The organism is Nostoc sp. CALU 546 (genome assembly GCF_048836525.1).
Genome location: NZ_JAWJTF010000007.1, coordinates 86,450 through 108,095, shown reverse-complemented (window position 1 = coordinate 108,095; position 21,646 = coordinate 86,450). Strand labels below are relative to the sequence as shown.

General features: G+C 43.5%; 18 protein-coding genes and 25 tRNA genes. 7 read left to right on the top strand and 36 right to left on the bottom strand.

Translation table 11 applies throughout. From position 1 onward, the window contains the following. Positions 1-119: 119 nt before the first annotated feature. Positions 120-1,052, bottom strand: coding sequence for a 15-cis-phytoene synthase CrtB (gene crtB / locus RRG12_RS05705; RefSeq protein ID WP_069070856.1), 933 nt, complete (start codon positions 1,050-1,052; stop codon positions 120-122). Next, positions 1,036-2,475, bottom strand: coding sequence for a 15-cis-phytoene desaturase (gene pds / locus RRG12_RS05700; RefSeq protein WP_420758641.1), 1,440 nt, complete (start codon positions 2,473-2,475; stop codon positions 1,036-1,038). The genes crtB and pds overlap by 17 nt, the downstream gene beginning before the upstream one ends. A gap of 843 nt (positions 2,476-3,318) precedes the next feature. Between pds and RRG12_RS05695 the strand changes: the two genes are divergently transcribed. Then, positions 3,319-4,407, top strand: a complete 1,089-nt coding sequence (locus RRG12_RS05695) for a glycoside hydrolase family 3 N-terminal domain-containing protein (RefSeq protein ID WP_420758640.1) — start codon at positions 3,319-3,321, stop codon at positions 4,405-4,407. 101 nt (positions 4,408-4,508) lie between these two features. Here the strand turns inward: RRG12_RS05695 and RRG12_RS05690 are convergent. The 24 genes from RRG12_RS05690 to RRG12_RS05575 all read right to left on the bottom strand — a co-directional run bounded on the left by RRG12_RS05690 (position 4,509) and on the right by RRG12_RS05575 (position 6,917). Further along, positions 4,509-4,579: transfer RNA gene (locus RRG12_RS05690), tRNA-Lys, on the bottom strand. Between the two features lie 241 nt (positions 4,580-4,820). Continuing rightward, positions 4,821-4,894: transfer RNA gene (locus tag RRG12_RS05685), tRNA-His, on the bottom strand. Between the two features lie 6 nt (positions 4,895-4,900). Next, positions 4,901-4,974: transfer RNA gene (locus tag RRG12_RS05680), tRNA-Ala, on the bottom strand. A gap of 98 nt (positions 4,975-5,072) precedes the next feature. Continuing rightward, positions 5,073-5,146 (bottom strand) — tRNA-Arg (locus tag RRG12_RS05675). A gap of 84 nt (positions 5,147-5,230) precedes the next feature. Then, positions 5,231-5,303: transfer RNA gene (locus RRG12_RS05670), tRNA-Leu, on the bottom strand. Positions 5,304-5,306: 3 nt separating this feature from the next. Continuing rightward, positions 5,307-5,381: transfer RNA gene (locus tag RRG12_RS05665), tRNA-Pro, on the bottom strand. Positions 5,382-5,386: 5 nt separating this feature from the next. Beyond that, positions 5,387-5,464 (bottom strand) — tRNA-OTHER (locus tag RRG12_RS05660). A 4-nt stretch (positions 5,465-5,468) separates the two neighbouring features. After that, positions 5,469-5,542: transfer RNA gene (locus tag RRG12_RS05655), tRNA-Leu, on the bottom strand. A gap of 3 nt (positions 5,543-5,545) precedes the next feature. Beyond that, positions 5,546-5,618, bottom strand: a tRNA-Pro gene (locus RRG12_RS05650). Further along, a tRNA-Leu gene (locus RRG12_RS05645) sits at positions 5,619-5,696 on the bottom strand. A gap of 6 nt (positions 5,697-5,702) precedes the next feature. Continuing rightward, positions 5,703-5,779 (bottom strand) — tRNA-Leu (locus tag RRG12_RS05640). A 6-nt stretch (positions 5,780-5,785) separates the two neighbouring features. After that, positions 5,786-5,861: transfer RNA gene (locus RRG12_RS05635), tRNA-Gln, on the bottom strand. A 3-nt stretch (positions 5,862-5,864) separates the two neighbouring features. After that, a tRNA-Gln gene (locus tag RRG12_RS05630) sits at positions 5,865-5,937 on the bottom strand. A gap of 5 nt (positions 5,938-5,942) precedes the next feature. Further along, a tRNA-Asn gene (locus tag RRG12_RS05625) sits at positions 5,943-6,017 on the bottom strand. A gap of 6 nt (positions 6,018-6,023) precedes the next feature. Continuing rightward, a tRNA-Phe gene (locus RRG12_RS05620) sits at positions 6,024-6,098 on the bottom strand. 19 nt (positions 6,099-6,117) lie between these two features. Further along, positions 6,118-6,192, bottom strand: a tRNA-Arg gene (locus tag RRG12_RS05615). A gap of 4 nt (positions 6,193-6,196) precedes the next feature. Then, positions 6,197-6,285 (bottom strand) — tRNA-Ser (locus RRG12_RS05610). A gap of 4 nt (positions 6,286-6,289) precedes the next feature. Continuing rightward, a tRNA-Tyr gene (locus RRG12_RS05605) sits at positions 6,290-6,391 on the bottom strand. A gap of 7 nt (positions 6,392-6,398) precedes the next feature. Further along, positions 6,399-6,469 (bottom strand) — tRNA-Glu (locus RRG12_RS05600). A gap of 64 nt (positions 6,470-6,533) precedes the next feature. Continuing rightward, positions 6,534-6,603 (bottom strand) — tRNA-Trp (locus RRG12_RS05595). Between the two features lie 3 nt (positions 6,604-6,606). Next, positions 6,607-6,682: transfer RNA gene (locus tag RRG12_RS05590), tRNA-Met, on the bottom strand. A 4-nt stretch (positions 6,683-6,686) separates the two neighbouring features. After that, positions 6,687-6,759 (bottom strand) — tRNA-Cys (locus RRG12_RS05585). A gap of 3 nt (positions 6,760-6,762) precedes the next feature. Then, positions 6,763-6,839, bottom strand: a tRNA-Glu gene (locus RRG12_RS05580). Positions 6,840-6,843: 4 nt separating this feature from the next. Next, positions 6,844-6,917, bottom strand: a tRNA-Asp gene (locus RRG12_RS05575). Between the two features lie 186 nt (positions 6,918-7,103). Between RRG12_RS05575 and RRG12_RS05570 the strand changes: the two genes are divergently transcribed. Beyond that, positions 7,104-7,226: a hypothetical protein gene (locus RRG12_RS05570; protein WP_256090996.1), complete on the top strand. Its 123-nt coding sequence runs from the start codon at positions 7,104-7,106 to the stop codon at positions 7,224-7,226. Positions 7,227-7,973: 747 nt separating this feature from the next. Here RRG12_RS05570 and RRG12_RS05565 read toward each other — a convergent pair. From RRG12_RS05565 to RRG12_RS05555, 3 genes are all read right to left on the bottom strand, one after another. After that, a complete protein-coding gene (locus RRG12_RS05565) occupies positions 7,974-8,363 on the bottom strand; it encodes an alr0857 family protein (protein WP_069070859.1) in 390 nt (129 codons plus the stop codon). A gap of 16 nt (positions 8,364-8,379) precedes the next feature. Beyond that, positions 8,380-8,886 (bottom strand): HNH endonuclease, encoded by a 507-nt coding sequence (locus RRG12_RS05560; RefSeq protein ID WP_420758672.1) that lies wholly within the window; start codon positions 8,884-8,886, stop codon positions 8,380-8,382. A 114-nt stretch (positions 8,887-9,000) separates the two neighbouring features. Beyond that, positions 9,001-9,252 carry a hypothetical protein gene (locus RRG12_RS05555; protein WP_420758639.1) on the bottom strand — a complete coding sequence of 84 codons (252 nt, stop codon included), beginning with the start codon at positions 9,250-9,252 and terminating at the stop codon, positions 9,001-9,003. A 71-nt stretch (positions 9,253-9,323) separates the two neighbouring features. Here RRG12_RS05555 and RRG12_RS05550 point away from each other — a divergent pair, with 71 nt between their 5' ends. From RRG12_RS05550 to RRG12_RS05540, 3 genes are all read left to right on the top strand, one after another. After that, positions 9,324-9,659 carry a hypothetical protein gene (locus RRG12_RS05550; protein WP_069070862.1) on the top strand — a complete coding sequence of 112 codons (336 nt, stop codon included), beginning with the start codon at positions 9,324-9,326 and terminating at the stop codon, positions 9,657-9,659. 525 nt (positions 9,660-10,184) lie between these two features. After that, positions 10,185-12,203 carry a GAF domain-containing sensor histidine kinase gene (locus RRG12_RS05545; RefSeq protein ID WP_420758638.1) on the top strand — a complete coding sequence of 673 codons (2,019 nt, stop codon included), beginning with the start codon at positions 10,185-10,187 and terminating at the stop codon, positions 12,201-12,203. 8 nt (positions 12,204-12,211) lie between these two features. Further along, positions 12,212-12,820 carry an SRPBCC family protein gene (locus RRG12_RS05540; RefSeq protein WP_420758637.1) on the top strand — a complete coding sequence of 203 codons (609 nt, stop codon included), beginning with the start codon at positions 12,212-12,214 and terminating at the stop codon, positions 12,818-12,820. A gap of 80 nt (positions 12,821-12,900) precedes the next feature. On the opposite strand, the gene RRG12_RS05535 is transcribed toward RRG12_RS05540, so the two are convergent. Next, positions 12,901-12,973, bottom strand: a tRNA-Glu gene (locus RRG12_RS05535). 325 nt (positions 12,974-13,298) lie between these two features. On the opposite strand from RRG12_RS05535, the gene RRG12_RS05530 reads away from it, so the two are divergent. Next, positions 13,299-15,218, top strand: coding sequence for a cation:proton antiporter (locus tag RRG12_RS05530; protein WP_069070865.1), 1,920 nt, complete (start codon positions 13,299-13,301; stop codon positions 15,216-15,218). 314 nt (positions 15,219-15,532) lie between these two features. Here the strand turns inward: RRG12_RS05530 and RRG12_RS05525 are convergent, their stop codons facing one another. Both RRG12_RS05525 and RRG12_RS05520 read right to left on the bottom strand, forming a co-directional pair. After that, positions 15,533-16,144, bottom strand: a complete 612-nt coding sequence (locus tag RRG12_RS05525) for a cytochrome b N-terminal domain-containing protein (protein ID WP_069070866.1) — start codon at positions 16,142-16,144, stop codon at positions 15,533-15,535. A 98-nt stretch (positions 16,145-16,242) separates the two neighbouring features. Then, complete coding sequence (locus RRG12_RS05520) at positions 16,243-16,938, bottom strand: esterase/lipase family protein (protein ID WP_069070867.1); 696 nt, start codon at positions 16,936-16,938, stop codon at positions 16,243-16,245. A gap of 606 nt (positions 16,939-17,544) precedes the next feature. Here RRG12_RS05520 and RRG12_RS05515 point away from each other — a divergent pair. Next, positions 17,545-19,074: a hypothetical protein gene (locus tag RRG12_RS05515; protein WP_420758636.1), complete on the top strand. Its 1,530-nt coding sequence runs from the start codon at positions 17,545-17,547 to the stop codon at positions 19,072-19,074. 343 nt (positions 19,075-19,417) lie between these two features. On the opposite strand, the gene petJ is transcribed toward RRG12_RS05515, so the two are convergent. The 4 genes from petJ to RRG12_RS05495 form a co-directional block, all read right to left on the bottom strand. Then, on the bottom strand, positions 19,418-19,762 hold the full coding sequence (petJ, locus tag RRG12_RS05510) for a cytochrome c6 PetJ (protein WP_420758635.1): 345 nt from the start codon (positions 19,760-19,762) through the stop codon (positions 19,418-19,420). Between the two features lie 243 nt (positions 19,763-20,005). After that, positions 20,006-20,425, bottom strand: coding sequence for a plastocyanin (gene petE, locus RRG12_RS05505; protein WP_069070870.1), 420 nt, complete (start codon positions 20,423-20,425; stop codon positions 20,006-20,008). A gap of 274 nt (positions 20,426-20,699) precedes the next feature. Further along, complete coding sequence (gene psbV / locus RRG12_RS05500) at positions 20,700-21,191, bottom strand: photosystem II cytochrome c-550 (RefSeq protein ID WP_069070872.1); 492 nt, start codon at positions 21,189-21,191, stop codon at positions 20,700-20,702. Positions 21,192-21,324: 133 nt separating this feature from the next. Beyond that, positions 21,325-21,540: a hypothetical protein gene (locus tag RRG12_RS05495; protein WP_069070873.1), complete on the bottom strand. Its 216-nt coding sequence runs from the start codon at positions 21,538-21,540 to the stop codon at positions 21,325-21,327. Positions 21,541-21,646 lie beyond the last annotated feature (106 nt).

Here is a 21,646-nt window from a genome sequence, read left to right as displayed (position 1 = left end):
CGAATATCAATATTAGCAGGTTTGTTGGGAAGAGTCAATAGTCATTTGTCATTGGTCATTGGTCGTTGGTTATTTACAAAACACTAGGGACTAAAGACTATGGACAAATGACTAATTTTTTAAAGGACTTGCGATCGCATCCAAGCTACGGGCAAAGAGCGTAACTTTTGCCACTGGGGCACGTAGGCACGTCGAGTGAAGGCATTATAATCGTTACGTTCAATTACGCTTAATATTCCACTGTAATGCATCAGAGCCGCCCACACAGGCCAACGACCATCAGAAGATAAGTGGGAAATTCCCTTTTCTGCTTTTTTATAAAACTGTCGTGCTCGATCAATTTGAAAGCGCATTAGAGAACGCCAGCGTTCATCCACTACACCCTCGAACAAGTCTTGTTCGGTGTAGTTGAATCTTGCCAAATCTTCTAGGGGAATATAGATTCTTCCCCTTCGGGCATCCTCGCCCACATCGCGCAAGATGTTGGTGAGTTGCTTGGCAATTCCTAAGGCAATTTCTTCTTCGATGGGAATATATAGCTGTTTTTCACGATTCCAGGGAGCTATATTTCTGGTAGTATCCAACCCCATCACTGCTGTTGACATCAAGCCAACAGTGCCAGCAACACGGTAACAGTAGAGGTATAACTCCTCGAAGGTTTCATAACGACTGCGATATAAGTCCATGCGTTGACCGGCAATCATATCCCTAAAGGGTTGAATGTCCATCGGGAAACGTTGAATGGTATCTACCAGGGCTACATCGAAGTTGTCCAATGGGTGTCCAGCAAACATCGATTCGAGCTGCTGTTCCCATAGGTCTAGGGTTTCTGGCGTGGTGATAGCAGATGCGGGCCCATCCACCAGTTCATCTAAACGGCGACACCAAGCATAAATTGCCCAAATAGCAGGACGTTTTTCTTTGCTCAGGAGCAAAGTACTGAGGTAAAAAGTCGTGGAATACTTGGCTATGAGGTGACGACAAAGTTCGTAGGACTCGTCCAGAGAGACCAGCGTTTTCATGCGCGGTGGGGATTCAGGCAGTTGCAGCATTCGTTGCGGGCGGTCGGGTGAGCGTTTGCAGGTTTGAGGAATTTGCTACCGGGAGGGCCTCTGAAATCGCCTGCGCTGTCAGCTTACCAGAAAGTACGGCACCTTCCATACTGGCTAAGTAGCGTTGCATGGTGTAATCCCCGCTGAGATAGAAGTTAGCAATGGGGGTTGTTTGTGAGGGACGGTACTGTTGACGACCAGGGGTCGCTTGGTAAACTGAACGGGGCGTTTTCACCACATGAGATTTCAGCAAAGTTGCTGGATTGTCTCCTCCAAAGTGGTCGGGGAAGAGTTTTTCTAACTCGGCGATAGTTGCAGCCACAATCTCCTCATCGGATTTGGCAATCCAATCTTTTGCCGGGGCTAGAACTAATTCCAGCATCGAGCGATCGGGGTTGGCGTATTCACGGCAGGTATTGCTCATATCAGCATAAACGCTTAGGAGGGGCGATCGCGAAAATAGCAAGTGATCAATTTGCGTAAGTTTACGATCAAACCATAGATGCACGTTAATTACAGGTACGCCTTCCAAGCCTTCTAGCTTTTGGAAAAACTCCATTTGCTTCCAAGGTGCTGGCAAGATGACCTTTAGAGGGTCAACGGGCATGGCAGATACATACAAATCTGCCGTGAAAACTTCATCTTCTTCCCCATTCAACCCCCTAATCAAGTATCCCTTCACGGTGCCATCGGCGTTTAGCAAAATCTCTTTCAAGGGGGCATTCAAGCGGACTTCTCCGCCGCGTTCGGTGATGTAATCTACTAGAGGCTGACACAACCGCTCTGTTGGCGAACCATCCAGAAAGGCCATTTTCGAGCCATTTTTTTCCTGGAGGAAACGATTTAGGGCAGTTAAAAGAATGGTTGCCGAAATTTCATCTGGCCCAATGAAATTCAGCGACTTGGCCATGGCAATAAAAACTTCTTTATTGACCCGTTCTGGAATGTTGTGTTTACGCAGCCAATCTGTCCAGGAATATTTGTCCATTTCTTCAACGTACTTTTGCCCCTGAAGCATGACCGGCAACAACCCGATGCCAAAGCGGATTTTTTCTGGCCATGTCAGCATGTCGTTGTTTCGCAGAATTGCCACTATACCATTAATCGGTGCCGGCAAATCTGGAAAATCAAAACGACTGTAAGTACCTGGTGCATCCGGCTGGTTGAAGATCATTGTGTGTTCTTTCCACTGCAACCGATCTTCAATGTCCAGTTCTTTGAATAACTGCAACATATTGGGATATGCCCCAAAAAAGATGTGCAGTCCTGTTTCGTACCAGTCTCCATCAGCATCTTTCCACGCGGCCACTTTACCGCCCAGAACGTCTCGACGTTCCAAGACAATGGGTGTGTGACCTGCGTCTGTAAGATATTTCGCGCAGGAAAGTCCTGCTAGTCCCGCTCCCGCGATCGCTACTCGCATGTAACCCTACTGCTCTTCAATATTTCTTAACCGTTTTATCGTTCTCATTATACGTTGCAATCCGTTACATTTGGCAGTTATTGTGCGATCGCTTCCCCAAAAAACTTTTTGCAAAGGAAATTTTATCTACGCGCACCTGCCCAAGTAAATTGCCAATACCATTGTTGGTAATAGCTTTGCGGCGTGCATTTCGTCTATATTTACATGATTAACATGCAGAAGATTTAGGAAAACAAAAGTATTTCCTTTGACTGAAAATAATGTAATCCAAAATGTTGTCTTAAAGTAGTTGATTTCTTTGCTAATTCGTGTATTTGCTTTGAGGAAATGTCTGGTATTGGTTAAAAACTGCTTTGAAAACTTTCTACTCCCCCTCAGGGTGTACGATAAATGTTTATCGAAAAATTGGGTTTAAAACCCCGTGCTCAGAGCACGGCTTCTGGTAAAGTAGTTTTTGTGGAAAGGTAATCAACCACATTAAAAACCTCATGGCTACTTAACAAGTAGACACTGCACCTTGACAACTCAATCTTGCTGGTTCTACTTCGTAGTTCTAGTATCACCTGGAAGTAGGTAAAAGATTTACAGGTACTAGACGGACAGTATTATAGGCGGGTATTTCAATACCTCCTAGCAAACAAATTTTGCAGTAATGCAACTACGGTAGGGCATACCGAAAGTTAACGCTTGGGGAGAGAACCACCTCTGTGCTAGATACCGCAAGGGATCTAGTTTAAGTGGACTCGCTGAACCAAGAATTACCGCACCTTTAGGTCGGTGAGTGTCAAGTCCTCTAGGTTCAACAACCCAGTTGTTTACCTCACAACTTATAGGTAAAAGATTATGAGTGTATCGCAGGAGCTAAAGCGCTTTGGACATCACCTGATTCTAGGTATTTCCGGCACGACATTAAGCGATGACGATAAACGCGCACTCAATGAATTAAAACCGATTGGGGTGATATTTTTCGCTAAGAATTTTTTGGATGGCACCCCATATCAGGTTTGGTTGGAAAGCTTCAAGGATTTGAACAGCCAAATACGAGAATATGCTGAACGTGACTCAATGTTCATGACTCTGGATCATGAAGGAGGTCGTGTAATTCGTACACCAGCGCCAATTACCCGCTTTCCTCATGGGTTGTTGTTGCGATCGCAGTCCTATGAAGTAGCAACAGCCACAGCGGTAGAATTAAAATCACTGGGCATAAATTTATCATGGGCACCTGTAGCAGATATTTTTTCCCACCCCCACAACCCCGTGATTGGGCCTCGCGCCTTTGGTAACACTCCCGAAACTGCTACTCAAGGTGCGCGTGACTACTACCTTGGACTTCGAGATTCTGGAATTTTGGGATGCGCCAAACACTTCCCCGGACATGGAGACACCAGCAAGGACTCTCATATTGAGTTACCAATACTGAATTTAACTCTAGAAGACCTGCAACTTCTAGAACTTATACCCTTCAGAGCTTTAATCGAAGTACAGATTCCTTTGATTATGACTGCTCATATCTTATTTCCCAGGATAGATGCTGAAGTACCAGCAACCCTTTCCCAAGCTATCCTCAAAACCATACTGAGAGAAGAACTTGGCTTTAAGGGAGTTGTTGTATCTGACGACTTAGATATGAAAGCTATCTCAGAGATGTTTATGAAACCTGGTACTGTGGCGCAGTCATTTCATGCAGGCTGCGACCTGTTTATTGTTTCGCGTAATATTAATTCATCATCAATTGAAAGAACATATAAAATTGCTGAAGATTTCGTCGATTCCCTCACCAAGGGTAGTTTAGACGAATCAGTAGTGGAGGCCGCCAGAGAAAGAATTGAGAAACTACTGGCAGTAACACCGCAATATCCCATACATGCTTTGGATAAAGATATATTATTGCAACATGCTCAACTAGCGATCGCTAGTTGCTATTCATAACCCAATGTGCATTCAAATTGCATATCAGCAATTGCCAAAAATCTAGCTAAAATTGCAATTCTTAATTTTTAATTCTTAATTTTAAATTTTTAATTGTTTAGTGGGTGGTATAGGGGTCGAACCTATTTCTGCGGGTTAAAAGCCCGCTGCACAGCCGGTATGCCAACCACCCTAGTTAAGAAAAAGAAATGAGCAAGTGTGTTAGTCTTACATCGCAAGCTTTTTAATACAACGCTAAATATAAATCCACCAGGGAGGTACTGCCCCTCCTATTTCTGTGTTATCAGCACAGCGCCTCGCTTTTCGGCTTCAGGTGGAAAAAGAGGAAGATGGAGGAATCGAACCCCTACAGTTGCCCATACCCTAGTTTTCAAGACCAGTTGCCGTCCATTCAGCGGCATCTTCCATTCAGGGGCGTCTGACGGGACTTGAACCCGCTCTGACTGGTTCCACAAACCAGCGCCTCTACCACTTTGGCTTCAGACACCATCAGTGGAATCAATGGGAATTGAACCCATAACCTCCTGCTTGCAAGGCAGGCGCTCTAGCCATTTGAGCTATGACCCCATTAAATAAGTAAAAAGATCAAAGTTAAAACTAAAAAGAAAGAGAAATATTAAATTCATTCTTTTGATTTTTAACTTTTGACTTTTGACTTGTTTCGGCGGGAGTGGTAGGACTTGAACCCACAACTTTCGAGGTAGAAGCTCGAAGCTCTATTCCATTGAGCTACACTCCCAATATTTGGTAGTCCTGGCAGGATTTGAACCTGCAACCTCTTGCTTGTAAGGCACTTGCTCTACCGTTGCCGCATATTCACCAATACCCCTGACTGGATTTGAACCAGCAACCTCTTCGTTCTAAGCGAAGCGCCTCTTCCATTGGGCTACAAGGGCAAAATCTTAGTGACAGGGATTAAACCTGCGACCTGGAGTTCCCGAAACTCCCGCGCTCCCATCTGCGTCACACCCAGATATTTTGGTACTCCCGACAGGATTTGAACCTGCAAAAAACTAGATCCTCGGTAAGCGTGCGTCTTCCGTTCCGCCACGAGAGCTTAGTACCCCTGACAGGATTTGAACCTGCAAAATCTGGACTCTGATTCCAGCACGTATGCCAGTTCCGTCACAGGGGCATATCGGGATGGCAGGACTCGAACCTGCGACTCCATGCTCCCAAAGCATGGCTTCTCGCCGCTGAATTACATCCCGTGGTACTCCTGGTGGGAGTCGAACCCACAACTAAACAGATTTTAAGTCTGCCACCTCTTCCAATTGGGCTACAGGAGCAAGTTTTGGTACTCTTGGTGGGAATTGAACCCACAACATACCGTTTTTGAGACGGCAGCCTCTTCCAGTTGGGCTACAAGAGCAGAGTTTGGCAGCCCCGCCAGGACTCGAACCTGGAATCTTCGCCTTCAAAGGGCGCTATGTTGCCAATTACACCACAGGGCTTTATTGCCAGGGCAGGGTTTGAACCTGCAACCTCATCGTTCAGAGCGATGCGACTTACCAATTCGTCCACCCGGCAATGAATGGCTGCCTCAGTAGGACTCGAACCTACAACCGCGCGGTTAACAGCCGCTTGCTCTACCATTGAGCTATGAGGCAACGAAGCCCCCCAGGTCGGAATCGAACCGACGACCTCCTGTTCTTCAGACAGGCGCTAACTACCAACTGAGCTACCGGGGGATAAGAGAAGAGATGATAACGAGAGCGGAGGGATTTGAACCCTCAATTCTTCAGTTTCGTAGACTGAGATGTTATCCAGTTACACCACACTCTCAGAACGGAGAGGACAGGATTTGAACCTGCGACGGATTAATCTACCCGTTTCCTCTTAGCAGGAGGACGCTTTTAGCCACTCAGCCACCTCTCCATAGTGGGTCGAGCAGGATTTGTAGCTTGCTTCCCGAAGGGTACCTGCGTGCAAAAAAGAACAGTTTTACAGACTGTCGCCTTCAGCCAGACTCGGCCACCGACCCATAATCATTCCCTCGACGAGAATTGAACTCGCATCTGTGCTTTGAAAGAACACTGACTTAACCATTCGTCCACGAGGGCATAATTGACCGAATTTTAGATTTTGGATTAAATTTATTAATCTAAAAATCCAAAATTGTCTGACACAGGGACTAGGATTTGAACCTAGAACATCGGATTTGGAGTCACGAGGTGTTGCCGTTACCATCCCTGCATTTGGTGGCAGCGGCGGGATTTGCACCCGCATATACCAGGGTATGAACCTGGGGCTTTGCTGGTTAAGCTACGCTGCGACAGAGGTCAAGGCAGGATTTGAACCCGCGCTAATCGGTTTTGCAGACCAACGCCTTACCAACTTGGCTACCTGACCATTTGGGAGTCCCGACGAGATTCGCACTCGCAATTTTCAGCTTGAGAGGCTGACGGCTTAAACTATTCGCCTACGGGACTACAACCAGGGTGACGGGATTTGAACCCGCAACATTTCCGCAGACAACGGAACGCTCTAGCCAATTGAGCTACACCCCGATTTTTTGAATCTGTGCTTAAACTTTGAGGTTTTTAGGCACAGATTTTGTTGGTGAACTTGCCCATTTCTTATTTAGTTTTCAAGGTTCAGATAATTGACTTTTAACTGTTAAAAACTGTTAGGAAAACAACCGAAACTCTAGGTAGCAAGCCTGTTGTGTATTACGGATGTATTCAGTGGTTTTGATGAGTGCAAACTTAGAAGTTTTTTCGTTTATTGCCTCTACTGCCGATGGTTTGCAAGTAGAAACAGCTTTGTTAACTGGAGACTTTGGCTTATTCCAACGCCTGTCCTTTAGTTGTATGTAGAACATAACTTTGACTCTTGGGAAGCTTGTCTTTTGCTTCACTACAAATATACTACAAAATACTACAAGAGGTGTCAAGGGGTTTCAGAAAGTTTTTTTAAAATTGCCTAGAAAAGCTTCTGTACTTAGATTTGAAGTTAATTAAGCCCTCTTAAAAGTCAAACTACAGTCAATACGGTTCGGTTAAGGCAAAAGACGCGATGAATCGCCGTCTCTACAAAAGACAGATTATTGTAGAGACGGCGATTTATCGCGTCTTTGTGATAAATTATCGAATCTTTATGATCTAAAATTCTCATCAAAAAGCCTTAACCGAACCGTATTGAAACTACAGTTATGCTTGGATGAATATTTAAAAGCCTGAAGTGACAGACAACTACCTCAAGCGACAAAAGATAATTAGTGTTGTCGCGATCGCCACTATGATTACAGTTTGTAGTATTGCTCCAGGCACTTCCCTACAATTGGGTTGAACCAGCCTAATAAGCAAAATCCATACTGCATAAGTTCAAGATCATCCCGCAAAAGGGCAAATTAATGCGCCAGTAGTAAACCCTACCTTTACAGTCCCAGCTAAATTTCAAGTAAAAATGCTTGATCAGGTGCAACTCAGCAACAACGAAAAGGTTATTGCTGGGTTGTATTAATGATGACCCGCTTTTTCGGTCAGAATATCCAACTGAATTCTGACTCCTGAATTCTGTTCGATAATAAAGGGTGAGAAGTTATACTCACCCTACTATTTCGTTTATTCGCTCATCACAGAAGCACAAGATTGAGCTTCCTGCCAAAGTTTCTGTAAAAAGAACTCAGCGCGATCGCTCATAGTGGTGACAAACACACCGACAGCATCCTTAGAACTAGCTGATAGCCAAGAACCCCGCAGAGTGACTTCCATGTATTCGGCATCGCACGCACAGAGGGCAATGATTTCTCTGTCATCTCTTTTTACCTCAGCCCTGAGTACTTCTACTCCTGGCAAATCAACAGGAAGCAAAAAGGAAGCGGTAGTGGGTTCAATGCATAAACTTTGCCCAACTCGCAGGGCTAAAATCACTCGCTGCGCTACCCATTCTTCTAGCGACAGAGTGACACATTCCAAATCAAAACTGCTTTCAGTGTAAGTTAATTTCAGCATTCCTTATGCTCTCCTGTTATTCCAGGTTTGCTTGCATATCTATCCAAAACTGTTCAGCAAAAGAAATCGCGGGGTGAATTGGCGCTTTTGGTTTGGTATGCAGTTGCATACCAGCTTCAAACAAGGTGCGATCGCCTTTACGGGAGTTACATCTTTCACAAGCTGCGACTACGTTATCCCAAGTGTGAGAACCGCCTTTGGAACGCGGCATCACATGATCTAGCGTTAGATGTTTGCTGCTGCCACAATATTGGCAACTGTGATGATCTCGTCGCAACACTTCCCGCCGATTCACTGGCGGAACTTTCCACATCCGTTCATTGGAAGTGATTGTCAAACGAATGTGTTTTGGCACATCAATTACCAAACTGGCTGAGTGAACTTGCCATCCGCCTTCTGTAGTAAAACCAAGGGGTTGGGCTTTGTTGGTTACTAACAGCACAATTGCCCGCTTGATATTGATCCGACATAGTGGCAAGTAATTTTGAGAAAACACCACCACAGATTGCTCTAACACTTGCATTGCGTTCGCGCCGCGCATGGAAGATATCGTCACAGCTTAACTCCTTATAAAAAAACCCCCGCTTCAAGTTTTCGGTGAAGCGGGGGTTAGAATTGACCGGAAAATTTTCTGGTCTTATATCGGTACAGTATTCCTTTGCCTGTACCCCCCGCCTTGTTCATCTAGTTCTGGTTTTGCAATCAGCGCACTAATGCTGAGATGTCTAAAATCATGATTACCCTCTGTGATTTGCCCATAATCTCGGCTACCATCGCCCATAAATAAATACTCCACTTCCATAACAGCGGATTCCCAACCGGCTCGGCGATTGGTGGCACACAAAATTGAAGTAGATATGGGGTAAATGGATTTCACAGAAAATTTCACCTATTGAACATTCCTTTAAACATACTACACTTGTATTACTATCCTGTCCATACCTTTAAGGAGAAAAAGTAATGCATACGATCGCTCGCACCCCAACCACCGACATGGAAGTTACCAGCATCCGCCTAGAGCGGGAACTCAAAGATAAACTCAAAGAAATCGCTGGGAATCAGGGATATCAAGCTCTGATCCGAGATATTCTTTGGAATTATGTCCAGCAAAAATCAGGTGAGTGGAAGCCTAGATTTTCGCGAGCGGACATTCGAGCTAGCATCGCTGCCACAGCTCAGCAGGAAGAACGCTGTGTACTTACAGGTCAACTAATTCAACCCCAACAACCGATGTTGTTAGGACTGACGAGGAATGGCGATATGGTTCCTCTGAGTGTCGAGAGCTTGGCTGGCTAGTCTTATATTCAGATGAATGCAGCCCAGTTATTATTACTAATAATTGGGCTGCATTCAAAATTTAGCTTCATTAAGATTTTACTGAGAGTTACGGAGATAAAAGAGTAACTTGTTAAACCTACTAGCTTTTTACAACCTGTAATAAAAATTTATAAAGAAAGTTAAGTAATTTTACGTGAGCCAAAGGGAAATTTTGCTGGAATTCCAGAGAAATTACGGTTTATGTATACTTACAGAGAAGATAAAGTTAGTAAATTATTTCAAGACAAAGCAGTAAAACATAAGCTAACTGAAGCATTTATAGGATATCTTAAGTATTCTATTTACCTATGTACCAATGTAGCAATTTGCTTGATACAGTGGAAACTTGGCCATCTGAGATAGAAAAGGGCTATAACAGGTGAGAGAAAGTATTCATACAATATTTGTCAATTATCAGGGTGTAGCAACACAACCAACGGTGAAAAATATGCCAATAAGTTGGGTGCAAGAACAATTGGATTATTATCCGAGGGCGTGCCAATAATGAAAAAGCCTTTATCATCGCCGCCACATTACGTAGATGACATAGATCGACTACAACCTTACCAAGTCAAGCTGATGCAGCATCAGGAAGAACCTGCCCGCCAGTTGGTACAAAAGATTAACCAAATCATTGCCAATAGCTCGATGACGGCATTAATGCTGCAAGATATTGCCCAATTGCTAGGAGTTGCTTTTCAAGTAGATTGCTGCTGCTTGGTTTCTGTGACGGGTGAGACATCCGACGAAGCGACTACTACTAATTGGTGTGCTGATGAGTATTTAGGGTTGCCACATCCCGAAGAAATGTTTTCGATGGAACAGTTGCTCATGCACTCGCCTGTGCTGCAATGTGCTGCCCAAGCATTGACTATTGAAGACATTTCCATCATTCAGAACAGTCTGGTAATTGGGTGTCAATATTTGCCACTACCAATAAAAACTGTTTTGGCAATTCCCACCAGATTTGGTGGCAATAATAATGGTGTGATTAATCTGATTAAATTCCAACCCTATGAATGGAGTGAATCAGAAAAACAATTACTCACAGAAGTGGAGTCGGCTTGCGCGATCGCTTTTTCTAGGGTGGCACAAGCTCAACTCATTGCTCATCAAAAGCAGTATGTGCAAAAGAGCGAGCAACATCAAAGCTTGATCAAGCAATTAACTATATTGAGTCGTAGCAACTTGGAGCTTAATCAAATGCTCCAGTTAGTTATCGCCTCGACTGCCGAATCTCTACAGGCAGATCGGGGTTTACTCATATCACTAAAATATACAGATCCACTATTTAGGACTCAAACTAAAAAACAAATTCCCAAAGCGAAAGCTACTGTGATTGGTGAATGGGCTAGGGAAACGCAAAATTCCGGTACTAGTAAACCAGGCACTTTGGCTCAGTCTTTCTTGCTTTCAGACTGTGGTTTATGCCAGCGTGCCTTCATGGATTCTGGAAAAGCAGTAATCTTTGATGACTATACAGACCAAAACGATACCTTGACAGCGGCTCCATTATTTGAAATAGAGGAATTGCCAGCGGTACTTTTAGTGCCATTAGAGAGTCAAGGTAAAATCTTAGGTTTCTTAGTGCTACAGCAATCTGTGATTCGTAGTTGGCAACCAGCCGAATTAAATCTTGTGGAAATGGTTTGCGCTCAAGTGAGTAACGCCATAATTCAGTCACAGACATTGCGCCAAGTGCAAACTTTGGTAGATGAGCGGACGGCGAAACTTCAGAGTAGTCTGGAACTGCAAGCGAAATTGCATGAAAGAACACGCCAGTATGTTGAGCAGCTAAGGAAACTCAACGAACTCAAAGATGAATTTTTGAGCAACATGAGCGATCGCTTGCGCTATCCTCTGACAAATATGTTGATGTCAATTCGGAACTTGCGTTTGCCAGGAATAGCACCAGAGCGTCAAGTTAGATACCTAGATATCCTAGAGCAGGAATGTACAAAGGAAATCAACTTGATTAATGACTTGTTGACACTCCAGAAACTAGAGTCGCCTCATGAAGCCCCGCAATTAGAATCTATAGATTTAAATACTAGAATTCTAGATATAGCAGCATCTTTTGAGAAAAAACTTGCAGAGAAGGGATTAAAAATTTCTGTAGATTTACCAGAGGAATCGCTAAAACTGCAAACTGAACTGGAGAGTTTTGATCGCATCCTGCAAGAATTGTTAACGAATGCCTGTAAATACTCAGAGCATGATACTGTTGTCCATCTTGAAGCTGCTCACCGAGTTGATCAACAAATTGATCAAGTTATCATGAAGGTGACGAATACAGGACGTGCTATCTCCGAAGAAGAAGCAACCTATATTTTTGACAAGTTCCGTCGTGGGAAAGGGCGTTGGACTCCGGGGACTGGCTTGGGACTTGCTCTAGTCAAGTCTTTAGTGCAGCATTTGAATGGAGCGATCGCTGTTGAAAGTGTCCAAATATCCGATTCTGAACAGAGCGAAATTTGCTTCACCCTGACTCTGCCCCAATTTTCTGACGAAAGCAAACCATAATTCTGAAAGTGACTAAAAAACAGAACACAACAGAGAACCCTGATTTCCAGTCTCCTAGTGATGACATTAACCTCGAAGGGGATTTGACTGCTGATACAGTCGCTTTGGCAGCTAAGATAGAAGTCCAAATTGAGAAAATAGCAGAGCGACAGCGACAAATCAGCGCTAAAGTTAAAATTCCCCAACCAGTGGAACGAATCTGGAAGGTTCTGACAGATTATGAAGCCTTATCTGACTTTCTCCCCAACCTCGCTAAGAGTCGTCTAATCGAGCATCCTCATGGTGGAATTAGACTTGAGCAAGTAGGTTCTCAGCGCTTACTGAATTTCAACTTTTCGGCGCGGGTGGTTTTAGATTTAGAAGAATGCTTCCCCAAAGAAATTAATTTCCGCATGGTAGAGGGAGATTTTAAAGGCTTTTCTGGTAGCTGGTGCTTAGAGCCTTATTCCCTCGGTGGGTATGTAGGAACAAATCTTTGCTACACAATTCAAGTTTGGCCTAAACTCACTATGCCAGTGGGAATAATTGAAAACCGCTTGAGCAAAGACCTGCGGTTAAATCTTCTGGCTATTCACCAACGTGTAGAAGAGTTAGCTAGTAAAGAACCGTATGTATAATTAAACGATCATTCAGGAGTAACTCTGGATGATCGTTTTTGTTTATAGACTCGCAGAAATACAAACTTCTGCTTTTTTAGTACCCCCAGGGGAATTCGAATCCCCGTTACCTCCGTGAAAGGGAGGTGTCCTAGGCCTCTAGACGATGGGGGCATCGGACTCAGACCTTTTATAAATTAACCAATTTTCTTGCCTTTGTCAACAGGTTTTGCCAAAAAAAGTTTGTGGCAGGTAAACTGGGTGGAGTAAAAGCTTCAAAAAGATACAAAGACATGGAGACGCACAAAAAATTCCGTAGAAGCTTCTGCGGGAAGCCACAGGATGCCTCAGCATCCTGTGCTCAGAAGTTTGGGGGATACACAGATCGAAAAAACGCTAAATTCAGCAATGGACAAAAGGTATGATGTTGTACCCTGTAAAGTTAATGTCTACGGTTTTTTACAAAAGATTTTGAAATAAATCGCTCAAAATCTACAACATGGAAGCATCTTTTGAAATCACCTTACAGATGGCGATCGCCGTCCTTGCAGGCATTAGCGCCCAAGTGCTGGCTGCATATTTTCGTATACCCAGCATCGTCTTGTTATTGCTGTTGGGCATCTTGTTTGGCTCTGATGGCATCGGGCTGTTGCATCCCCATTTGCTAGGCACTGGACTAGAAGTTATTGTCGCTCTAGCAACGGCAATAATTTTGTTTGAAGGCGGACTTAACTTGGATCTACGAGAGTTAGGTAGAGTTTCAGTCAGCCTGCAATTGCTCGTCACTCTAGGAACCCTGATCACATTGCTTGGTGGGAGTATGGCAGCCCACTGGTTGGGTGAATTTCCCTGGAACATAGCTTTTCTCTATGCTTCCATAGTCGTGGTGACAGGCCCAACCGTTGTTGGCCCTTTGCTCAAACAAATCAATGTAGATCGGCAAGTGGCAACTATTTTGGAAGGAGAAGGGGTTTTAATTGACCCTGTAGGGGCTATCCTCGCCTTCGTTGTCCTCGATACCATTTTGAACGGCGATGCTGACCCCATCAATGCGATCGCTGGTTTGTTGATGCGCCTGGGTGTTGGTGCGGCAATTGGTGGTGCTGGCGGTTATCTGATGAGTTTGATTTTCAAACGCGCTGATTTTCTGTCATTCGAGCTAAAAAACTTAGCGGTGTTGGCGATACTTTGGAGCCTGTTTACCTTATCGCAAATGATCCGCAGTGAATCGGGAGTAATGACAACAGTAGTTGCAGGAGCCGTATTTGCTAACTCCTCAGTCCCGGAAGAACGTCTGTTAAGGAGTTTTAAGGGTCAGTTGACAATTCTCAGCGTCTCGGTGCTATTTATCTTATTAGCTGCTGATTTATCCATTGCCAGTGTCTTTGCTTTGGGTTGGGGTAGTTTATTCACTGTTTTGGTATTAATGTTTGTCGTTCGCCCGATTAATATTCTGTTGTGTACCTGGAACAGTGACCTAAACTGGCGACAGAAATTATTTTTAAGCTGGGTTGCTCCTAGAGGAATCGTTGCTGCCTCCGTAGCTTCTTTTTTTGCAATTTCCCTAACACAGCGTGGCATTAACGGCGGTGATTCCATCAAAGCTCTAGTCTTTCTCACAATTATCATGACTGTTGTCTGCCAAGGTCTAACAGCTGGCTGGGTTGCTAGATGGCTGCAAATCACTTCCAAAGATGCAACAGGGGCAGTGATTGTGGGTTGTAATCCCTTAAGTCTTTTGATTGCCCGGTTCTTTCAAGAAGGAGGAGAAAACGTGGTCATGATTGATACTGACCCCCAATGTCTTGTTCAAGCCGAGGCGCAAAATCTCAAAGTTATTGCCAGCAGTGCACTAGATGCTGCTGTTTTAGAAGAGGCTGGACTTGCCTCTATGGGTACTTTTTTGGCGATGACAAGTAATGGCGAGGTAAATTTTGTTTTGGCTCAACGAGCATCTGAGGAGTTTAATCCGCCGCGTGTCTTAGCTGTTTTCCCCCGTAATCCGCAAGCGAGTACTTCTGTTAGTAATAAAGTTAATCAAGCTTTTATCCCAGACTTAGCAATTAAGACTTGGAATGAATATTTGAATGATGGGCGAGTCAAGTTAGGAACAACTACCCTAACTGAATCAGAATTTTCTAGTCAAAATGAGCGTATCCAAGAAATGATTAAGACTGGGGCGTTGATACCGCTATTGGTAGAACGAAAAGAACGCTTACAAGTAGTGCCAGCAAAATACGAGTGGGAAATTGGCGATCGCATTATCTACTTGTTACATGATCCTAGACCTAAGCTTTTAAAACGCTTATCTGGTGCTAACCAGTCTACTCGCCTCTCTTTAGAAAAGTTACCGGAAGTTGAAGAAGTCCCCCTCGCCAAAATATCTCAACTTTTCAGTACTGACACCCCTGGGGCATAAGATGGCGGAGGTAATTTTAGATTTTGGATTTTAGATTTTAGATTTTTCCTTCAATCTAAATAGCACTTACGCAAAATACGTCGTAAGTAGCGGTAATTCATAAATTACCGCTACGGAATAATAGGCTTTTCAATTATTTTTGCGTAAGTCCTACTAAAATCCAAAATTGAATGACTCCCAATACTGCTTGGGTAAAGCATTTTTAACTCGGAATTGGGTTTTGGGTAAAGGTTAAAGGGTAAAGGTTAAAGGTTTTTTATTTCCCCTTACCCCAAACCCAATTCCCCAAAACCCGACAAGTATTGGAATGACTCCTAACTCCCAACCTCCCACTCAGCTTGATGCATTTGCGATTCCTGCCAGAGTAAAGCAGACAAATGCACTATGGCAAGGATTAGCGTCGCTACCGAAATCAGATAACTGTGGATTGTGTAAAGGTGTTCGACGGTAATTGTGTTAATGGCTCCACCGCCAGTCAGGATGTCGCGCAGTTGTCCACCAATCAAAGGAATGGCTTCGATGGTTCCTAGCTCAATGCTAAAACGCCAGTATCCTTCCTGAGTCCAATCTAGGATCATTGCTGTCCAATTCAGCCCGATCGCACTTAGGGTCAACAAAATCCCACTAATCCAAGCAGCCAGCCAACTTTTGCGAAATTGCCGACCTAAAAACATCACCACAATTTGAATGAGAGCGATCGCAATTACTGCGTTACCAGCAATATCATGCGCTCTCCAAAACAACCAGCCGTATGGCAGTTGTGTATTAATCATCTTCAATGAGTTATAAGCCCCGCCTGCTGTCGGTTCATAGTAAAAAGAAAGCAAAATTCCGGTAGAGATATAAATTAGGCACAGAGTCAGAATCACGACCGATATTATCGTCGCTACTCGTCGCAAAATCCTATCGAACTGGGTGCTTTGCATAGCTCACCCCTCCTGTTCTTAACTAGGTATTTATTCTTGTTATATTTTAGCTAAGGAATATTAATAAATGTTGCATTCATCATAAAAAGATGAGTTTTTTAAATTAAATATTGCACCCAAGCTTTTAAGGGTTCTGCTGAACCATACCAAATCCCAGGACTTCTCGGAGAATGCCTCACACCTTCAATCACAAGATTTTCTGCCCCTTCTAAATGAGCAGCTTCAATGGGTGTGATTCCATCTCCCCAAGTGTTACCCTTACCACAGGTTAATTGGTAACTACTATAAGCTAACCAACTACCGCGCCGTCTTTCTCCAAAGATAGTTTTGCCAGCTACACAAACGTAACAAACGTTTTTGTGAAAGGCTCCTGGGTAATTATTGGTGACAAAATCAAGATTGAAGCGCGTCCAGCGTTCTTGGCTAATGTGGGGTGTACCCAAGGTGATGAGAGTAGCAACCAGGGGATGCGCTTCCCAAAGAAATGGCTTGACATCGCCGCGTGCTAAATAGGGCTTTCCTCCCATGTAGATGCGGGATATCCAACCTCCGGCTGAGTGACCAATCAAGTTAACTTGAGTAGCATTATATTGCTGCAATGTATGGTTGATCGTGCGATCTAGTTGTTGCAAAATTGGCGTTACAGGTCTTCCTCCAATAGTGGGTAGCCAGTCGCGCCGTCGCAGTGGAACTGTAGTTGTGGGAAAATCTAACTGCTGTAGAGATTGTTCTAGTTGGCGATAAGCAATCGCGCTTTCCAGATATCCAGGCAAAATAACTGTTGGTAACGGCATTTTAATCTTGGATGCAATATTGAGGGTTTGAACTTTTTTAATGAAGGAGTCGTCATGATTCGGAAGCTAGAATTGCGATGTCTGACTGACTCCCTTGATAAAAACCCAAATTGCTTTAGTGGGGTTTAGGGCGAGAATGTCAATAAAATTGTACAGTTTGCAACAGTTTTAGGGGCTGCTGATGTGATAGTATTTTCACATAGGGACTAGTCTTGGACAAGCAAGTGTGCGATCTATTACAAGCGCGTAGTTGAGTAAAAAAAACAGGCAACTTCAGCAAATGTTGTGATGTACTCAGACTTGTGGGTTCACTTAAACTTTATAAATATCCCAAATATAAATTTTAATTGTGTGCGCCATAACAATAAAAAATCGAAGGTAGTAATTTTTCAAATATCTCTATTAGCAAGATTGAATTGAAAAATATGATACACCGTCATTGATCAATTAAAAATTTGAATAAATGGCAATTTTAGCGATTTTGATTGCCAAAAGAGGAAATTATTATTTCCTTAGAGGGACGCATATCTTGCAAAATATTGCAATATAGTCGGAAAGAGAAAATCGCTAGTCAACTGCAACTGAGTCGAGTGAACGATAACAGCTATGTCTTACGTCTCCCTGCTGAAAAATATACCAGATATCTTAAGCCAGCCAATTGGGATAGCAGCTATAGCTTCTCTTGGCATTCACGGTGCGATCGCGATGATTGTGCCATTGATGCCTATGGAGTCTAACAAGCCCAAAGAAACAGCATCATCCAAAACAGTCGGACTTTTGGCATTGAGTCAAGCCGACCAGAATCGGTTACCCCAAACCACACCCCAAATTGGTTTACAACAACTTCCTCCAATAGCGCCACTTTCTGCTCCAAACTTTAACGCCCAAACTGGATTACCTCCATTAACGCCACCGCCATCCAGTCAGTTAGTACTCCCTCCGCTACCCCCATCATCTAATAACTATCGAGTCTCCTCTTTGCCTACAAGGCAGTCTTTGCGGATGATTCCTAGTGATAATTTGCGATTTGATGCCTCTAGAGTTGACACCTCTAAATTCAATACTGGCCCCAGATTCTCTCCGTCGGTTCCTAGTGTGAGTGAGAGTGCCAGCAAATACGAGCCACCTAAGCCCCTAGCTGTAAATAGGTTGCCAGAATTGCAGTCGCAGCAAATACCTGATGATATTTTGCGGAATGCCCAATCTCCAAACTTATCTAACACTGCCCCCATTGCAACAGCACAGGTCAATACGAATGCACAAATGACGCCATCGACGAATGATGCGTCTAAAATGACTCAAAACCAGCTGATAAATTCTCTCAAACAAGCTCCAAGGACTGAGAATACTGTAATCGGAACTAGGGTAAGCACATCCCAGACAGCTGATTTATCGTTGAAGGGAACTCAACAGACAATTGCACAGCTAGACTCTTACGCAAACCTGAGAAAAGAAGTCCAGCAAGAATACCCTAACGCTGAACAAAAATCAGTCATCCGCCAAATATTACCCACAGATAAACCGAATCTTGAAGGTGCTGTTTTGGGTGTATTAGTGGTAGATCCTGATGGCAAGGTCTTAGATATCAAATTTCAAGACAAGTTAGTTTCCCCTGAATTGCAATCAAAAGCAAGAGAATACTTCAACAAGCAATCCCCCAAGGGAGATAAACAAATCAGTTCTTATCCCTTTAACCTCGTTTTCCAAAACAACACTAGCAATACCACTGGGGCTACTCAAGAGCAAAAGCCCTCGTCATTATCTGCACCGGGAGTCAATAACAATCAGCTTATTACCCCCTTACCAGCAGCTACTTCTAAACCATTTCCTGATCTGCAAATCAGAAATAACCAGCCCAAGCCTGCATCCACAGGTACTCTCAAACCATTAGCGGCACCAGGAGTTAATAGCAATCAGCCTGAGTTATCACCCACAACTACTCCCAAACCATTATCTGAACTACGAATCAGAAATAATCAGCCCACACCTTCATCGGCTGCTACCACTTCCGAACCATTAGTGCTGCCGAGAGTAAATAGTGATCAGGCTACATCCTCTGCTGAATCTGATCAAAAATTAGTAGAACGGTTGCGCGAATTGAAAGAAAACAGACAAAAGTCTAATCCAGAAAAATAATCACCAGTGGGTGGTTTTGGATTAATAAACAAGCTAGAAGCGATGAATGATAAAAATTGGAAATTTATCATTCATCTTTAGAATGTCGTTTTTAGCAGTTGACGAACTGGCGATCGCTAGTTCGTCATTTAAAAATGGGATTTTATTCCTGAATTAACTTGCGTAGTCAAGGATAGAAAATAGGAAAGGAAAAATAGATGTGTACTGATTTTTTTACGCAATCGAATAGGATTTAGATATATAAAAGAATACTCAACTAAATTCTTGTGGAGTGAGTGTTTGCCTGCCCGTAGCCTAAAGCTAGCAAGATGCTTACCCCACAAGAACTAGACGGTATGGTAATTTACCAGCCTTGTTCTGCATTTTGAAATACGTAAGCAGCTACCTCAAGAATATCCTCATGACTTAACTTGCCTTTAAAGGCAGGCATGGCATTTTTGCCATTTTGTACTTGGTGGATAATTGCCTGGATTGAGTCGCGATCATAATTTTCTAAGTACTTTGACAATGCTTCCTTTTTCAAGGTTTTCTGGCTGATAAGGATGTTACCGCCACCTATATGGCAAGAAGCGCAGTTAGCCTCAAAAATTTTAGCCCCGTTAGATGGTTCGGCAGCGAGTGCTGGACTAATGAATGTCAATTTGAATAGAGCGATCGCCGACAGTAAAATTAATAAAAGTATTCTCAACAGAATTTCCTCGCAACAAGCCTCCAGCAAGAGTATAAACGCGATTAATCCCCGATTAAGTCAAATTTGATCAAAATTGGCGGTAACGAGTTCATCATTCCTTCGCCACAGGTTGTTTAGCGTCTTAGGAGAAGATGGGACTCATTACCGCCATTTATACATTTTGTGCGTCACTCTAGGAGTGTGGCGTGTTGCCATGAGCTAATTTCACTGAGAAATCATCTTGTGCCAACGACAATGTTTCTAGCCTTCGACAGTGATTGTACCAACCATGCCAGCACCACGGTGGGGTTCACAGTAGAAGGTGTAGTCACCAGGTGCCGCGTCTGCGGGGAAGGTGGTTGTTTCCTTTTGACCAGGACTCATCAACATCTTTTTATGAGACAGAGATTTCGCTAAATCAGCGCTCTTAGCGGGGTTTTTGGCAGAATCAAACACAACATTATGGGGAGGAACTTTATTGTTCACCCATTCAATTGTGTCGCCTGGTTTGATACTCAACTTTTTCGGTTCAAATGCGAGCATTCCTTTATCGCTACCCAATTTCACCTGATAGGTTTCAGCCGAAGCACTGGGAGTAAAAACAGCAAAGCTGCTAACAACTAAAAGGATTGTTAACACAGCTAAACTAAGGCGTCTCCAGCTTGCCGAAATTAATTTCATAGCTCTCTCCTAACATCTAATTTTTTTCCCTTTCTCATTTTAAATAAAATCAACGCCAAATATGACAATCTGTCATAGATACAATTTTTTTTTAATAATGGGGAGCAATTTATGGCAAAAAGCTGTGCAATCAGTAATGAATGGGGAATGGGGAATGGGGAATGGGGAATGGGGAATGGTAGAAGAGTTTTCCCCCTACCCCTGCATCTCTGCCTCTTTCCAATGCCCTATGCCCTATGCCCTATGCCCCAATACGCAATACTAATTCCGGGATTTAGTAATAGATTTTTCCACCTCCCCACTTAGTACCAACAATTTTGGGTTGTAAGAGAATATGACCAGCGATCGCTTCCAAGTCATCATCTGTCAGATTTCGCATTGCTGTGAAAATATCTGAACTTTTGATACTGGGGTGTATTTCGGAAATTTCTTCTTCGCCGTCGTAAGTAGTGGGATTTTTCAGGTAATCCACCAAGCCTTCAATGTTATTACGGTTGGGTGTTGCCAGTGCCAAATCCTCTGGAGTGAGTCCCACGTTCTGGTTTACTTTGGTAACTCCCCCGGCATGACATTGGGCGCAAGCGTAATTAAATAAGCGTTTGCCTTCTTTGACTTGTTTAAGGCTGAGTACGGTGACCTCACCTTCAGTATTTAATGGCACTGTTCGGGTAGCTTTGTCCAGTTCTACTGCTGTCGCGCTACCGACAAGCAATTGAAACGAGAGTAAAACAGTGGCCACAACAACGCCAATTAGTCTTCTAAACATGTTTCCCCTTAAAAAAATTTTGACGCTCAACACAGCTAAGAAAGCGATTCTCAATCTCCAAGCTGCTAATTGCTAATGACTCATTGTTTTTTGCCATTAGCTATCAGTGATTAGCCAAAGCCGAGATCACCCTTCAAGTGACTTCGTTATCACCCACTGAGTCGCTAGTACCTTTTGGGTGTGTTTCAGACGATATTTGGGAAATAATTGCCTTTGCATCTTCTAACGCCAAACGGGTCTTTTGGTGTTTGTAGGCGATTCCCAGTTGGTTGCACAGAGAAAACACTTTTTCTACAGGAATGCTGTAGTCGGCTGCTATCTCTGCGATCGATAGGTCTGCAAAACCCATAATGCTTGTTAACTAATAGATAGAGATTGAGTCTCTGTAATACCAATATCACGTTAGGAGTGCAATTTGTTGCCCAAAATACTGTTTAGGGAATGGGGCATTGGGC

Excerpts from the sequence above, each read along its gene's own strand:
- crtB (WP_069070856.1), bottom strand. The coding sequence starts at position 1,052 with ATGCTGCAACTGCCTGAATCCCCACCGCGCATGAAAACGCTGGTCTCT.
- pds (WP_420758641.1), bottom strand. The coding sequence starts at position 2,475 with ATGCGAGTAGCGATCGCGGGAGCGGGACTAGCAGGACTTTCCTGCGCG.
- RRG12_RS05695 (WP_420758640.1), top strand. The coding sequence starts at position 3,319 with ATGAGTGTATCGCAGGAGCTAAAGCGCTTTGGACATCACCTGATTCTA.
- RRG12_RS05570 (WP_256090996.1), top strand. The coding sequence starts at position 7,104 with ATGAGTGCAAACTTAGAAGTTTTTTCGTTTATTGCCTCTACTGCCGAT.
- RRG12_RS05565 (WP_069070859.1), bottom strand. The coding sequence starts at position 8,363 with ATGCTGAAATTAACTTACACTGAAAGCAGTTTTGATTTGGAATGTGTC.
- RRG12_RS05560 (WP_420758672.1), bottom strand. The coding sequence starts at position 8,886 with ATGCAAGTGTTAGAGCAATCTGTGGTGGTGTTTTCTCAAAATTACTTG.
- RRG12_RS05550 (WP_069070862.1), top strand. The coding sequence starts at position 9,324 with ATGCATACGATCGCTCGCACCCCAACCACCGACATGGAAGTTACCAGC.
- RRG12_RS05545 (WP_420758638.1), top strand. The coding sequence starts at position 10,185 with ATGAAAAAGCCTTTATCATCGCCGCCACATTACGTAGATGACATAGAT.
- RRG12_RS05530 (WP_069070865.1), top strand. The coding sequence starts at position 13,299 with ATGGAAGCATCTTTTGAAATCACCTTACAGATGGCGATCGCCGTCCTT.
- RRG12_RS05525 (WP_069070866.1), bottom strand. The coding sequence starts at position 16,144 with ATGCAAAGCACCCAGTTCGATAGGATTTTGCGACGAGTAGCGACGATA.
- RRG12_RS05520 (WP_069070867.1), bottom strand. The coding sequence starts at position 16,938 with ATGCCGTTACCAACAGTTATTTTGCCTGGATATCTGGAAAGCGCGATT.
- RRG12_RS05515 (WP_420758636.1), top strand. The coding sequence starts at position 17,545 with ATGTCTTACGTCTCCCTGCTGAAAAATATACCAGATATCTTAAGCCAG.
- petE (WP_069070870.1), bottom strand. The coding sequence starts at position 20,425 with ATGAAATTAATTTCGGCAAGCTGGAGACGCCTTAGTTTAGCTGTGTTA.
- psbV (WP_069070872.1), bottom strand. The coding sequence starts at position 21,191 with ATGTTTAGAAGACTAATTGGCGTTGTTGTGGCCACTGTTTTACTCTCG.
- RRG12_RS05495 (WP_069070873.1), bottom strand. The coding sequence starts at position 21,540 with ATGGGTTTTGCAGACCTATCGATCGCAGAGATAGCAGCCGACTACAGC.